Raw genomic sequence first — 13090 nt, forward strand, 5'->3', positions numbered from 1 at the left:
GGCTCGTCACGAGGCCGCCCTCCCATGGGTTTCGAGGAAGGCGCGGCCAAGCGCCACCGTGCCGTGCGTATAAGCCTCGCCCATCGCCTGCGCGGTCGGGGTCTCCGCATGCGAGGCGACCCAGGCGGTGAGCAACATGCGCCGGAGCATGATGAACACCGGCAGGATGGCGCACTCCTCGTCCGACAGCGGCGCCACGGTGCGGTAGCCGGCGATCCAGGCGCGTTGCAGCTCGGGGATATAAGGCTCGTGCTCGGTGAAGCTGATGGCGGCGGCGAAGTCGTAGAGGTACCAGGAGAAGCCGCAATCGTCGAAATCGATCACCGACAGCGTATCGCCGTCGACCAGCAGATTGGCGACCCGCATATCGGCATGGACGAGGCCGAAGCGGTCCTCGCCGGTGCCGTAGGCGTCGACCTTCTGCTTCAAGAGCGCCGCGACGTCTTCAAGCACCGCCCGCCCCTCGGCATCGAGGCCGAGGCCGGCACGCCAGTCGCCCCAGAGCAGCACCTCGCCGAGCATGGCGTCATAGTCCCAGCGCTTACGCACGAAGCCGTCCGGCCGAGCCCAGCCCTTGGCATGGGCGTGCAGCCGGGCATTGATGGCGCCAAGCTCGTGGAACCAGCGCGGCAGGTCCTCGCCCTCGGCCGGCTCCTTGCCCGCGACCAGTTCGAAGGCCACCGCGTGCCGGGTCACGCCGCCATCGTCGAGATCGGCGATCAGCGTGCCGTCGGCGAGCGGCACCGGGGTGAGCGTCGCCACCACGCCCTCGCCGCCGAGCGCGCCCAGCCAGGCGAGCTCGGAAGCGATCTCGGCGCGCGAATGGTAGCCGGGCCGGTGCACCCGCAGCACCAGCTCGCGGCCGCTGGCGGCATCGCGGGCGCGGAAGGTGGCGTTCTCGGAGATGGTGAGCAGCTTCACGTCGCTCGCCGGCGACAGGTCCCAGCGCGGCAGCGCGGCGCGCAGGCTCGCCTCGAGCCGGCCGAGGAAGTCGTCGCTATACATGGTATCGGTCATGGTCATGCTTCATCAGGATGCACGGGACGGCAAAGGCGGCAGGGAGCCCAGTGTGCCAGCTCGATGAGGTGCTCACGCGGCGCCTCCCCGGTGCTTGCCGAGGAAGGCGAGCAGGCGCGCATCGTAGGCGGCCGGCTCCTCGTAGAACGGCATGTGGCTGGAATTGGCGAACACCGCCATCTCGGCCTGGGTGAGGTTCTGCTTCATGCGCAGCGCGCAGGCGGGGGTGATCTCGTCGTGCCGGCCGACGGTGATCAGCGCCGGGCAGGCAATCTTGTGGAGGTCCGCCGTGCGGTTCCAGTCCTTGAGGTTGCCGATATAGAGGAATTCGTTCGGCCCCTGCATCGCCATGTAGGGCGCCATGTTCCAGTCGGAGAGCGAGGCCATCAGCGGCGCCGGCCACTCCTGCAACCGGCACACGTGGCGGTAGTTCAGCAGCGTGATCGCCGCCTGGTATTCGGGGTGGTCATAGGAACCGTCCGCCTCATGGGCGAGCAGCATCTCCACCGTTTCCGGTCCCAGCGCGGCGCGCAAACGGTGCATCTCAGCCATCAGATGCGGCAGGTCGGCGGCGGTGTCCTCGAGGATCAGCGTCTTCAAGACCTGCGGATAGGCCAGCGCATAGTCGATGGCGAGCCAGCCGCCCCAACTATGGCCGAGGAGATGCACCCGGCCGAGCCCGAGCGTGGTGCGCACCGTCTCGACTTCCTCGACATAGCGCTCGATGCGCCACAGCGAGGCGTCGTCCGGCTTGTCGGAGGCGCCGCAGCCGAGCTGGTCGAAGGCGACGACGCGATAGCCGTGATCGGCGAGGAAGGAATGCGCGTCGCGCAGATAGTCGCAGGGCAGGCCCGGCCCACCGTTCAACAGGAAGACGACCTCCTCGCCGGCGCCATAGCTGTAGGCGACGACCTTATGGCCGTCGACCGTGATCTCGATCCGCTCATCGGCGGGCTTCTGCTGCCACATGATCCCTACTTTCCGGCCACCGAGACCTCGACGCCGGCGCGGGCGAGCGCGCGGGCGAGCGCGCCGTCCGGCGCCCGATCGGTGACGAGGCGCTGCACGTCCGGCACCCGCGCCCAGATGGCGAGCGAGGGCACGTCGAATTTCTGGTGATCGGAGACGATGATGGTCTCCTCCGCCCGGTTCATCATCGCCTTGTAGACCCAGGCGGCCGGCGCCTCGGCATCGGCGAGGCCTTCCGGGGTGATGCCGGAGACGCCGAGGATCGCCCGGTTGACGTTGTAGCTCTGCAGGAACTCGATGGTCTCCACCCCCACCATCATGCCCTCGCGGCCGTTGTAGTGGCCGGGGCAGAGGATGACGTCGATGGTCGGGTTGGCGGCCAACACGGTGGCCACCGAGAAGGAATGGGTGATCACCGTGAGGTCGCGGCACTCGGCGGCCATGCGGCGGGCGACATGGGTGGTGGTGGCGCCGGCGCCAATGGCGATCACCTCCTGCGGCTTGATGAACTTCACCGCCCGCGCCGCGATCGCCTCGCGCTCCTCCACCATCATGCGGTGGCGCTCGGTCACCGCCGCCTCGGCGCCGAGCGGGCGCACCGCGCCGCCATAGGTGCGGTTGATCAGCCCGCGCTCCTGCAATTCGAACAGGTCGCGGCGTATGGTCTCGGTGGAGACGGCGAGGTCGGCGGCGAGGTCGCCGACCCGCAGCGTCGCGGTGGCCCGCATCTCGGCGAGGATGCGTTCCTGCCGCGCCGCCTTGTCGAGGCGCGGCCGGCGGCGATCGCCTAGCGTGTCGGACGCGTCGCTCATGCCGGTTGCCGCCTGCGCAGGAGCAGCATCACCAGTCCGCCGCCGAGCAGCAGGCTCGCCGCGCCCAGCGTCGCCATGGTGCCGAGCGCCGGCACCATCGGCGTGTAGCCGGCCACCATCTTGGCGTAGAGCCATTTCGGGATCGTGCTGTCGGCACCCGCCGTGTAGAGCGACAGCGGGAAGTTGCTCCACGACAGGAGGAACGCGAACAGCATGCCCGACCAGATGCCCGGCCACAGCAGCGGCAGCGTCACCTCGCGGAACACCTGCGTGCGCGTGCAGCCGAGGTCGTAGGCCGCCTCCTCCAGCGACGGGTCGAAGCCATACACCTGGATGGCGATGACCAGCGTCACCACCGGCACGATCCAGACCAGATGCGCGAACACCGCCGTCAGCCAGGAGGTCTGGATGCCCACCGCGTTGAAGCCGAGCAGCAGCGCGAGGCCGAGCACCGGCTGCGGGAAGAAGATCGGCAGCACGATCAGCTTCTGGTAGAGCCGCCGTCCCTTCCAGTCGTAGCGGGCGAAGGCCAGCGCGCCGAAGGTGGCGATCACCACCGAGATCACCGTGACCAGCAGGGCGATGGCAATGGAGTTGCGCACCAGCATGCCGATCTCGATGGAATCGAGGGTCTTCTGCCACCACTCGGTGGCGTAGACCTTGATCGGAAAGCCGAAATAGCGGCTCTTGTTGAAGCTCGCCAGCGCGCCGCAGACGATGGGCAGGTAGACGGCGACCAGGACGAACACCGTCCAGATCCAGATCAGCGTGTTGGTGCGCCTGCGGGCGACCGCCGGTGTGGTTGCCATGGCTCAGCGCCTCCCCAGCATGCGGTCGAGATCGAGCTTCGACAGCGCGACGAGGGTCAGCGCCGCGATGAACACGCTCACCACCACGGCCAGCGCCGAGCCGAGCGGCCAGTTCTGCGAATAGGTGAAGGCAATCTCGATGTCGTGCGAGATCACGATGATCGACTGGCCGCCGAGGATCTTCGCCTCCGCCGTGGCGCCCACCGCCAGCACGAAGGTGAGCAGCATGCCGATGAGGATGCCGGGCATGGCCAGCGGCAATTCGATCTCGCGCCAGATGAACAGCCGCCCGGCGCCCAGATCCCGCGCCGCATCCACGAGGTCGCGCGGCACCAGGGCGAGGCCCAGCGTCATCGGGAACAGCATGAAGGGCAGATAGGTGTAGGCCATGCCGAACAGGGTGACACCCGGCGTGTACAGCACCTCCGGCCCGCCGGAAAAGCCCAGCCATTTCAGCGTGCCGTCGAGCACACCGTTCTTGATGAAGAACAGCACCCAGCCATAGAGCCGCACATTCTCCGACACGAAGAGCGGGAATACGAACAGCACGCTGACGAAGCCCGCCCAGCGGCCGAACACCGCGTTCAGCCCATAGGCGATCGGGTAGGCGATCACCGCCAGGATGGCGACGGTGAACAGCGCGAAGCCGACCGACCAGGCGAAGGACAGCCACACCGTATTGGTCGGATCGAACAGGCTGGCGAAGTTCTCCAGCGTGAAGGAGCGGAACACGTCGAAGCTGCGCGGCGTCGCGAAGGAATAGGCGAGGATCGCCACCATCGGCGCCAGGAAGCCGATGGCGAGCAGCACCGCGACGGGCAGCGCGCAGCGCGCGCCGACCGAGAGGCGGCGGGCGTGGCGGAGCTCTCGGGCGGTCTCGGGAGCGTGGGCGAGTGCGATGTCGGCCATCGTCTCCTCCTCAGCTGCCCAGCGTGAAGGCGTCGGCGGCGTCCCAGCCGATCGTCACCTCGGACGAGGCGCCGGGGGCGAGCGCGCGGGCGCGCGACAGCTCGGCGAGCATCACCTTCTCGCCAACGCGGATCTGGTACTGGATGCGCGAGCCGAGCGAGTATTCGTTGTAGACCGTGCCGGTGAGCTGGTTATCGGCCCGCTCGCCGGGGGCGAGGAAGCGCATATATTCCGGCCGGATCACCACGAAGGCCTCGTCCAGGCTCGCGCCGTCCTTCGGCGGGCTCAGCGTGAAGGTGCCGGGCACGTCGACGCCGTGCCACTCGGCACCGGCGCGCTTCATCTTCAGCGTGTTCACCTCGCCGACGAATTCCGACACGAAGCGGTCGACCGGGGCGCCGTAAATCTCCTCCGGCGTGCCGACCTGCACCAGCTTGCCGGCGCGCATCACGCCGATGCGGTCGCTCATCACCATCGCCTCCTCCAGCGAATGGGTGATGTAGATGAAGGTCTTGCCGGTCTCCCGGTGCAGGTCCTTCAGCTCCTTCTCCAGTGCCTTCTTCAGCTTGTAGTCGAGGGCAGAGAGCGGCTCGTCGAAGAACAGCACCTCGGGGTCATAGGCGAAGGCGCGGGCCAGCGCGACGCGCTGGCGCTCGCCGCCCGAGCACTTCATCACGTTCTTGTCGTGGTAGTTATCCGGCAAACGAACGATGCGCATCAGCTCCAGCGCCCGCTTCTTGCGCGTGGCGGCATCGACGCCCTTCACCTTGAGCGCGAAGGCGATGTTCTCGCCCACGCTCTTGTGCGGGAACAGGGCGAGCGACTGGAAGACCAGGCAGGTCGGCCGCTTGTTCGGCGGCATGTCGTTGATCAGCTCGCCGCGCAGGGTGATGTTGCCCTCGCTCGGCTGGTCCATGCCGGCGAGCATGCGCAGCAGCGTGGTCTTGCCGGAGCCGGACGGGCCGACGATGGTGAGGAACTCGCCCTCGCGCACGTCGAGGTCGATGCCCTCCACCGCCGCGAAGCCGCCGAACACTTTTCGCACGCCGACCAGCTGGAGGATCGGCCGCGACGGGGCCTCGTCGGTGGCGGCGGCGGCGGGCAGGGTCTGAAGCATGGGGTCTTCCAAGGCTGGGCCGGCGGCGGGAGCGCCGCCGCGGGCGTGAAATCATGGATGCCGGGCCGCAGGCAGGAGCGACGGCGGCAGGGCGGGAGCCGCCTGCGCGCCTCCCTGTCTTATCCTCTCCCCACCGCCGCCCGGCCGTTGCCGGGTGCCGTTCCGGCGAGGTCGAAGCCGGAAACATCCGGTTTCGACGGAGAGGTGGGCTGAGAAGCGGGTCGGTGAGGGGCGACGACGTTGCGGGACGTCGAAAGCCCCTCACCGACCCCTCTCCCCGAATGCGACCGGAGTCGCATTCGATTCTCGCGAAGGATCAACGTCGGACACCTCCGACCTTGACGGGAGAGCGAGCGGCCGAAGCGGGGATGCCTTCCAGCTCCCCGCGCAGGCTCACCCCCTCAACCGCTTGGCGGCGTTCATGATGTCGAGCGCCTTGTCGTAGTCCGGCACGATGTCGTACTCGACCGAGCGCGCCATCTCTTCCTCCAGGCTGTCCCACTGGATGGCGTCGAGCTCCTCCTTGGTGAACAGGTCGAAGCAGGCCTTGTTGCCCATCTGCGCCACCGGGTTGAAGGTGCCCTCGGCGAAGGCCACGGTGTGCGCCACTTCCGGCGCCTGCACATATTTCAGGAAGTCCAGCGCCAGCGGCGACAGGTTCGGGTTGTTGACCGTCGAGGTCACCTCGATCCAGGAGATGCCGCCCTTGCCTCCGGCCAGCGGCCCCTTCAGCGGGGTGATGGCGCGCAGGTTCGGATGGCCGTCGGCGCGCGCCGGCGAGACCGAATAGGTGCCGCCGGTGAGGTGCAGGTCGATCTCGCCGGAGATCAGCGCCTGGTTCATCGAGGCGATGTCGCCGATCAGCTTGGCGCCCTTGAACACCCGCTTGGCGGTTTCCTCGAACTTGGTCATCTCCTCCGGCGTGTGGACCTTGAACGGGTCGATGCCGGCGACGACGAAGATGTTGAACACGTTCCAGTCGTCGGATTCCAGGATGCCGTATTTGCCGGCCAGCGCAGGGTCGTTGAACAGGTCCCAGCCGGTCTCCTCGGCGGTCTTGCGGCTGACCTTGTCGGTGTTGACGACGAAGCTGTAGGGCCCGAAGCGCTGCACCATGCCGAGCAGGTCGTTGCCATCCTCGCTCATCGCCCACTTATAGGGCCATTTGAACTCGGGGAGCATCTTGGCGAAGAACGGCTCGAACTCCGCCTTCGGCAGCGGCTTGATCAGCTTCTCGGGTAGCATCACCTTGCGCGCCCAGGGATTGTTGACGTTGATCAGGTCCCAGGTGTTGATCTCGCCGGCGCGCAGCCGGTTGATCATGGTCGGGTCGTTGGTCAGGCTCTCGGCCTTCACCGTGGCGCCGGTCTTGGAGCGGAACGGATCCAGCACCTGGGCGGAGTTGTAGCCCTCCCAGCACAGGATGTTCAGCTCCTTCTCGCGCGCCGCCCACGCGCTGCCGGTGCCGAGCAGCGGCCCCGCCGCCAGCGCGCCGGCGCCGGCCGCTATGCCCTGCAGCATCGACCTTCTGGAAATGCCCGCCGAATTGCCTGCCATCTCGAAGTCCCCTCTTTATGGTGGCGCGAACCTCGTCCGGCCGCGCAAGCCGTGCCGCATCGGAACCGCGAGAATGTGGTTCTGATGTTGGAGTTTGTGAGATCCTAAACATCTCGATTTGGGCTTTACAACATCAATTTTGCATCGCACCCTGATCAAAAGACAGGCAGCGCAGACTTTCGGCACCGAGCGCCGCAGGCCTGCGCCACGTTCTTTCAATCGATTGAAAACACTTAATTTTCCAAGGGAACTTACGTCACATGTTCACGCCGCTCGCAGGCAAGACGGTCATCGTCACCGGCGCCAGCAAGGGAATCGGGCGCGGCATCGCGCTGCGTTTCGGTCAGGCCGGCCTCAATGTGCTGGTGGTCAGCCGCTCGCTCGCCGAGGCCGAGAAGGTCGCCGCCGAGATCGGCCCCAACGCCTCCGGCTTTGCCGCCGACGTCACCCGCGTCGGGGATTGCGACGCCATGGCCGCCACCGCCGTCGCCCGCTACGGCTCCATCGACGTGCTCTGCGCCAATGCCGGCATCTTTCCCGCCGCCAAGCTCGGCGAGATGACCGAGGCCGACTTCGACCACGTGATCGGCACCAACCTCAAGGGCACCTTCCTGTCGGTCTCGGCGGTGCTGCCGCAGATGAAGGCGCAGAAGCAGGGCCGCATCGTGCTGACCTCGTCGATCACCGGGCCGATCACCGGCTTCCCGGGCTGGTCGCATTACGGCGCCTCCAAGGCCGGGCAGCTCGGCTTCATGCGCACGGCGGCGATCGAGCTGGCGCCGTGGAACATCACCGTCAACGCGGTGATGCCCGGCAACATCCACACCGAGGGCATGGACGGCATGGGCGAGGCCTATATCGCCTCCACCGCCGCCTGCGTGCCGATGAAGAAGCTCGGCAGCGTGTTCGACATCGCCAATGCCGCGCTGTTCTTCGCCTCCGAGGAGGCCGGCTACATCACCGGGCAAGGGCTCTCCATCGATGGCGGGCAGATCCTGCCGGAATCGCCGATGGCGCTCGACGAGATGGGCACCGCCTGAGGCGGGTGGGCGCCTCCGCGCCCGACACCCTCCGTGCAAACGAAAAGGGCACCGCCGCGGCGGTGCCCTTTATTCTTCTCCCGGCGCGCGTCGCCCCCGGTGCTTAGTCGGTGCGCGCGCTCTTCGGCTTCAGCCAGGCAAACATGGAGCCGACGCCCTTGTTCGGCTTCAGGTCGTTGGGCAGGCGGGCCACCACCACCATGTGGTCGACCTTGCCCTTCTTCCAGTGGGCGAGGAACGCCTCGTAGTTCTTGAACGAGATGCAGCCGTTGGAATCGCCGCGCGCGCCCAGCAGATAGGTGTGGGTCAGGATGCCGTTACGGCCATACATCGGCTCCTTGCCGACCGGCGTCATCCGGAGCGCCTCGACGCCGTGGAACAGCGATTCGCGCATGGTCAGGCGGTAGGTGTTGGGCGGCGTCGGCCCGAGCATCTTCACCGAGATGTGGCGCGGGTCGTCGAACTTGTCGCCATAGCCCGAATGCGCCTCGAACTTGGTGCCATCCGGCATGTACACGGTCTGGCCGACGATGTCGTAGACGGCGAAGCGATCGCCGGACCTGGGCAGACGCACCTCGGCGCTGGACATCGGGATGGTGTTCGCCTCTTCCGGCGTCACCTGCGGCGGCTCGGTCGGCCCGAGATCGAGCTCACCTTCGCCGGTCGACAGCGAGGCGAGGCGCACCTTGCGGGCGAGCGGGTTCTTCTCCGGCTTCGGCATCTCGGCGGCGAGGTCGCCGGAGGCCATCGCGTCCGGGGCATCGTCCGCCGGCACGGCGGCGGTCTTGCTGCGGCCGGCGCCACGCGGATCGGAGGTCGGCAACGGCACCGCATGGGCCATCGCCACCACCGCGCCCTTCGGCGTCGCGCTGCCGGCGAGGTCGGAAGCGTCCGGTAGCGCCGCGCTCGCCACGCTCTGGCCGGGCGCGCGCTGCGGCATCTGCATCTCCGTCCCGAAAATCCAGTTCGGCGCCAGCGCGACGATACCGGAGGACTGGAAATTGCGGATCTCGCGGACGCTCGCCTCCATCTTCATCGGCGGCGCCGCCATTTCGAACGGAGTGTCCTCCGGCATGGGCGGCGGAAGATTGACCGGCGCGCGGCCGATGCCGGACAAGCCGGCCACGGCGCTCGCCTCGATCACGCGCAGCTCAGAGGAAGAGGTGGAGGACGGCACCCAGGCGGCGCCGAACGACACGGCCGCGGTCGCGGCAGCACCGCCCGCGCCGATGATCAGCGCGGTGACGAAGTGCCAGCGAGGACGGACAGGCTTCGGCGCCACCGGCGCGCGCGTGCCGAAACCACGGGTGCGAGCTTTTCTGCCCATAACTCCCCAAAACCCACATTCACACCGCCGATGCGTTGCGAATGACGTCGCCGCATCGATCGATCACGCTCCCACCTTCTGACGAGGCAGGCTTACTGGGCGTGAATCCATAGCGAAACTTGGTAAGCAATTTATTGATATCCGCCGGCAATGCAAACGTGAAACGCAGAGCCGGTATTCCACCAGCGCGCGGTCCACCGCGCAATACCACTGTTCCGGCGAGGCGCAGTGCCGGGTTCCGCCCTCGTGCGAACCCCGGCGTCCGTGCCATAAGCCACGCGGCCAAACTAGCGATCAGAATGGCAAGAAAAAGGACGACGCGCATGAGCGACGGCATCATTCCGGCCCTGGCGGCCCGCCGCCACGAGATGACGGCCTGGCGGCGCGCGTTGCACAGCTTCCCCGAAACCGCCTTCGAGGAGCACCGCACCAGCGACTTCCTCGCCGCCCGGCTGCAGGATTTCGGGCTCGAGCCGCATCGCGGCCTCGCCGGCACCGGGCTGGTCGCTACGCTGCACGGGCGCCGCGGGCCGGGCCCCGCCATCGGCCTGCGCGCCGATATCGACGCCCTCGACATCACCGAGGCCACCAACCTGCCCTGGCGCTCGACCACCCCCGGCAAGATGCACGCCTGCGGCCATGACGGCCACATGACCATGCTGCTCGGCGCCGCCCGGCACCTCGCCGCCGATCCCGATTTCGCCGGCACGGTGCATTTCATCTTCCAGCCGGCGGAGGAGAACGAGGGCGGCGGCAAGGTGATGGTCGAGGAGGGCCTGTTCGAGCGGTTCCCGATGCAGGCGGTCTACGGCCTGCACAACTGGCCGAATGCCGAATTCGGCAGCTTCCTCGGCCGGCCGGGGCCGATGTTCGCCGCCTTCGACATCTTCGAGGTGAAGGTCGGCGGGCGCGGCGCCCATGCGGCGATGCCGCATCGCGGCATCGATCCGGTGCTGGCGGCTGCCCAGCTGGTCGGTGCGCTGCAATCCATCGTCTCGCGCAGCGTCGACCCGGCGGAGGCGGCGGTGGTCACCGTCACCCAGATCCATGGCGGCGACACCTGGAACGTCATCCCCGACGAGGTGGTGCTGCGCGGCACGGCGCGCACCTTCACCCGCGAGGTACGCGATCTGGTCGAGACCCGCTTCAAGGCGATCTGCGCCGGCATCGGCGCGGCGACGGGAACCGGGATCACCATCAACTACCAGCGCCGCTACCCCGCGATGGTCAATCACCGCGCCGAGCTCGAGGAGGCTTTCGCCGCCGCGCGCGCCACCAGCGGGGACGCGAACGTCGTCACCGATTTCCCTCCGATCATGGCGGCGGAGGACTTCGCCTACATGCTGGAGAAGGTGCCCGGCGCCTATCTGTGCCTCGCCAGCGGCCCGGGGCCGAACCTGCACAATGCCCAGTACGACTTCAACGACGCGCTGCTGCCGGTCGGCGCGTCCTACTGGGTCAATCTGGTACACCGCCTGCTGGCGCCGGCGGGCTGAGACGCAACGGCCTCACCACCGCCCTCACCACGCGACGGCGGCGGCGGCCTGGGCGTAATGGACCACGCCGTCCATCACCAGCTTCAGCGACAACAGGAACAGCGCCCCGATCACCAGGCGGAAGAACAGCTTCTCAGGAAGGATCCGGGTCAGCTTCACCCCGGCGAGGGTGCCGGCCACCGCCACCGGGGTGAGCGCCAGCGTGACGGTGAGGTTGGACAGGCTCAGCTGCCCCAGCGCCCAGTAGGGCACCAGCTTCATGGCGTTGAGCGCCGCGAAAAGCAGCGTCGAGGTGCCGGCGAACACCATCTTCGGCAGGCGCTGCGGCAGCACGTAGGTCTGGTAGGGCGGCGCCCCGGCATGGGTGACGAAGCTGGTGAAGCCGGTCAGCGTGCCCCAGAACAGCCCGCGCGGCACATCGGCCGGGCGCGGCTGCGCCGGCAGGCGGCCGAACCAGCGGTTGAGGCAGAAGCCGAGGCCGATCAGCCCGATCAGCAGCATCACCGCCTCCTCGCTGATCACCGTGGCGGTGGCCCAGCCGATGCCCACCCCCAGCGCCCCCGCCGGCATCAGGATGGCGAGGTTGCGGCCGGAATATTCCCGCCGGTAGCTCCACACGCCGAACAGGTCGCTGACGACGTAGACCGGCAGCAGCAGGCCGGCGGCAGTGAGTGGCGACATCACCAGCGACATGATCGGCACGGCGAGCAGGCCGATCATCGGCAGCCCGCCCTTGGACAGGCCGACCGTCGCCGCGGCAATGCCGGCGGCCAGCGCGAAGCCGAGCTGCGACGGATCGAACATGAGGGAATTCGCCTTCAAAAACGGCAGCGGGCGACGGCCTGCCAGCCGTCACCCGCCCGGATGGATCGCGACGTAAGCGGTGGGACGCGCCTCAGGCTGCCTTCAGCCGCGCGCTGACCTTGGCGCGCAGGCTGTTCAGGTCCTTGACGAACTGGCGGATGCCCTCGGAGAGCTTCTCGGTCGCCATGGCGTCCTGGTTCATGGCGAAGCGGAACGCCTTCTCGTCGAGCACGATCCGCGCCGGGGTGCCCTCGATCTTCGCCGGGTCGAGCTGGCGCACCAGCGTGCCCTGGTCGGCCTCGAGCTGGTCGAGCAGCGCAGGGCCGATGGTCAGCCGGTCGCAGCCGGCCAGCGCCTCGATCTCGGCGGTATTGCGGAAGGAGGCGCCCATCACCACGGTCTTGATGCCGTGGGTCTTGTAGTAGGCGTAGATCTGCCGGACCGAGACGACGCCGGGATCGGTGTCGGCGGTGAACGGCCCCTCGCCGGCCTTCACATGCCAATCGAGGATGCGCCCGACGAAGGGCGAGATCAGGAACACGCCGGCATCGGCGCAGGCCACCGCCTGCGGCATCGCGAAGAGCAGCGTCAAATTGCAGTCGATGCCTTCCTTCTGCAGCACTTCCGCGGCGCGGATGCCCTCCCAGGTGGAGGCGATCTTGATCAGGATGCGCTCGCGGCCGATGCCGCGTTCCTCATAGGCCTTGATGAAGGCCCGCGCCTTGGCGAGCGTCGCCTCGGTGTCGAAGGACAGGTCGGCATCCACCTCGGTGGACACCCGGCCCGGCACGATGCCGGCGAGCTCGGCGCCGAAATTGAGCGCCAGCCGGTCGCAGGTCGCCTTCACCACCGTGTCGTGGTCGCCGGCCTGCTTGGCGCCCCAGGCGATCGCCTCGTCGACCAGCGAGGCATAGGCCGGGGTCTCCGCCGCCTTCAGCAGCAGCGTCGGATTGGTGGTGCAGTCCTGCGGCTTGAGGCGCCGCACAGCCTCGATATCGCCGGTATCGGCGACGACGACGGTCATGGCACGCAGCTGTTCAAGCTTGGAGGGCATTGTCGATCTCTCTTCCTGGTGCGGCAGCGCGCCGCGTCGGGTCAAACGTCATATGGGACTGCGATCACAAGGTTACGACCCTTGGACCACAATTTGCCCTGCCGCTTCAAGATGCTCCGCCGTTTGTTTCAGTCATGCGACGTCAGCGTCGGCACGGTCTTGTGAGTGGCGCGGGCAGG

At 67.8% G+C, this 13090-nt stretch carries 12 protein-coding genes; 2 read left to right on the forward strand and 10 right to left on the reverse strand.

From position 1 onward, the window contains the following. Nucleotides 1-6 precede the first annotated feature (6 nt). From LGR54_RS14765 to LGR54_RS14795, 7 genes are all read right to left on the reverse strand, one after another. Entirely contained in the window at nt 7-1017 is a 1011-nt protein-coding gene (locus LGR54_RS14765; protein WP_230362754.1) for a phosphotransferase enzyme family protein, read from the reverse strand. A 72-nt stretch (nt 1018-1089) separates the two neighbouring features. Then, nucleotides 1090-1986: a proline iminopeptidase-family hydrolase gene (locus LGR54_RS14770; RefSeq protein WP_230362755.1), complete on the reverse strand. Its 897-nt coding sequence runs from the start codon at nt 1984-1986 to the stop codon at nt 1090-1092. Nucleotides 1987-1991: 5 nt separating this feature from the next. Further along, nucleotides 1992-2798 carry a DeoR/GlpR family DNA-binding transcription regulator gene (locus LGR54_RS14775; protein WP_214008583.1) on the reverse strand — a complete coding sequence of 269 codons (807 nt, stop codon included), beginning with the start codon at nt 2796-2798 and terminating at the stop codon, nt 1992-1994. Continuing rightward, nucleotides 2795-3607 (reverse strand): ABC transporter permease, encoded by an 813-nt coding sequence (locus LGR54_RS14780; RefSeq protein ID WP_230362756.1) that lies wholly within the window; start codon nt 3605-3607, stop codon nt 2795-2797. Before LGR54_RS14780 ends, LGR54_RS14775 begins: the two co-directional genes overlap by 4 nt. Before the next feature lie 3 nt (nt 3608-3610). After that, a complete protein-coding gene (locus LGR54_RS14785; protein ID WP_230362757.1) occupies nt 3611-4516 on the reverse strand; it encodes an ABC transporter permease in 906 nt (301 codons plus the stop codon). A gap of 10 nt (nt 4517-4526) precedes the next feature. Continuing rightward, entirely contained in the window at nt 4527-5633 is a 1107-nt protein-coding gene (locus tag LGR54_RS14790) for an ABC transporter ATP-binding protein (RefSeq protein ID WP_230362758.1), read from the reverse strand. Between the two features lie 393 nt (nt 5634-6026). Further along, nucleotides 6027-7190 (reverse strand): PotD/PotF family extracellular solute-binding protein, encoded by a 1164-nt coding sequence (locus LGR54_RS14795; RefSeq protein WP_230362759.1) that lies wholly within the window; start codon nt 7188-7190, stop codon nt 6027-6029. Between the two features lie 260 nt (nt 7191-7450). Here LGR54_RS14795 and fabG point away from each other — a divergent pair, with 260 nt between their 5' ends. After that, on the forward strand, nt 7451-8230 hold the full coding sequence (gene fabG / locus LGR54_RS14800) for a 3-oxoacyl-ACP reductase FabG (RefSeq protein WP_230362760.1): 780 nt from the start codon (nt 7451-7453) through the stop codon (nt 8228-8230). Between the two features lie 103 nt (nt 8231-8333). Here the strand turns inward: fabG and LGR54_RS14805 are convergent, their stop codons facing one another. Next, nucleotides 8334-9557: a DUF2778 domain-containing protein gene (locus LGR54_RS14805; RefSeq protein ID WP_230362761.1), complete on the reverse strand. Its 1224-nt coding sequence runs from the start codon at nt 9555-9557 to the stop codon at nt 8334-8336. A 323-nt stretch (nt 9558-9880) separates the two neighbouring features. On the opposite strand from LGR54_RS14805, the gene LGR54_RS14810 reads away from it, so the two are divergent. Beyond that, complete coding sequence (locus tag LGR54_RS14810; RefSeq protein WP_230362762.1) at nt 9881-11053, forward strand: M20 aminoacylase family protein; 1173 nt, start codon at nt 9881-9883, stop codon at nt 11051-11053. 24 nt (nt 11054-11077) lie between these two features. Here LGR54_RS14810 and LGR54_RS14815 read toward each other — a convergent pair whose 3' ends face one another. Then, nucleotides 11078-11857: a sulfite exporter TauE/SafE family protein gene (locus LGR54_RS14815; protein WP_230362763.1), complete on the reverse strand. Its 780-nt coding sequence runs from the start codon at nt 11855-11857 to the stop codon at nt 11078-11080. Between the two features lie 91 nt (nt 11858-11948). Further along, nucleotides 11949-12911: a transaldolase gene (gene tal, locus LGR54_RS14820; RefSeq protein WP_230362764.1), complete on the reverse strand. Its 963-nt coding sequence runs from the start codon at nt 12909-12911 to the stop codon at nt 11949-11951. Nucleotides 12912-13090: the final 179 nt, after the last annotated feature.

The sequence above is a fragment of the Ancylobacter sp. Lp-2 genome (assembly GCF_020523795.1).
Taxonomy (GTDB): Bacteria; Pseudomonadota; Alphaproteobacteria; order Rhizobiales; family Xanthobacteraceae; genus Ancylobacter.

Excerpts from the sequence above, each read along its gene's own strand:
- tal (WP_230362764.1), bottom strand. The coding sequence starts at position 12,911 with ATGCCCTCCAAGCTTGAACAGCTGCGTGCCATGACCGTCGTCGTCGCC.
- LGR54_RS14805 (WP_230362761.1), bottom strand. The coding sequence starts at position 9,557 with ATGGGCAGAAAAGCTCGCACCCGTGGTTTCGGCACGCGCGCGCCGGTG.
- LGR54_RS14775 (WP_214008583.1), bottom strand. The coding sequence starts at position 2,798 with ATGAGCGACGCGTCCGACACGCTAGGCGATCGCCGCCGGCCGCGCCTC.
- LGR54_RS14795 (WP_230362759.1), bottom strand. The coding sequence starts at position 7,190 with ATGGCAGGCAATTCGGCGGGCATTTCCAGAAGGTCGATGCTGCAGGGC.
- fabG (WP_230362760.1), top strand. The coding sequence starts at position 7,451 with ATGTTCACGCCGCTCGCAGGCAAGACGGTCATCGTCACCGGCGCCAGC.
- LGR54_RS14815 (WP_230362763.1), bottom strand. The coding sequence starts at position 11,857 with ATGTTCGATCCGTCGCAGCTCGGCTTCGCGCTGGCCGCCGGCATTGCC.
- LGR54_RS14770 (WP_230362755.1), bottom strand. The coding sequence starts at position 1,986 with ATGTGGCAGCAGAAGCCCGCCGATGAGCGGATCGAGATCACGGTCGAC.
- LGR54_RS14785 (WP_230362757.1), bottom strand. The coding sequence starts at position 4,516 with ATGGCCGACATCGCACTCGCCCACGCTCCCGAGACCGCCCGAGAGCTC.
- LGR54_RS14780 (WP_230362756.1), bottom strand. The coding sequence starts at position 3,607 with ATGGCAACCACACCGGCGGTCGCCCGCAGGCGCACCAACACGCTGATC.
- LGR54_RS14765 (WP_230362754.1), bottom strand. The coding sequence starts at position 1,017 with ATGACCGATACCATGTATAGCGACGACTTCCTCGGCCGGCTCGAGGCG.
- LGR54_RS14790 (WP_230362758.1), bottom strand. The coding sequence starts at position 5,633 with ATGCTTCAGACCCTGCCCGCCGCCGCCGCCACCGACGAGGCCCCGTCG.
- LGR54_RS14810 (WP_230362762.1), top strand. The coding sequence starts at position 9,881 with ATGAGCGACGGCATCATTCCGGCCCTGGCGGCCCGCCGCCACGAGATG.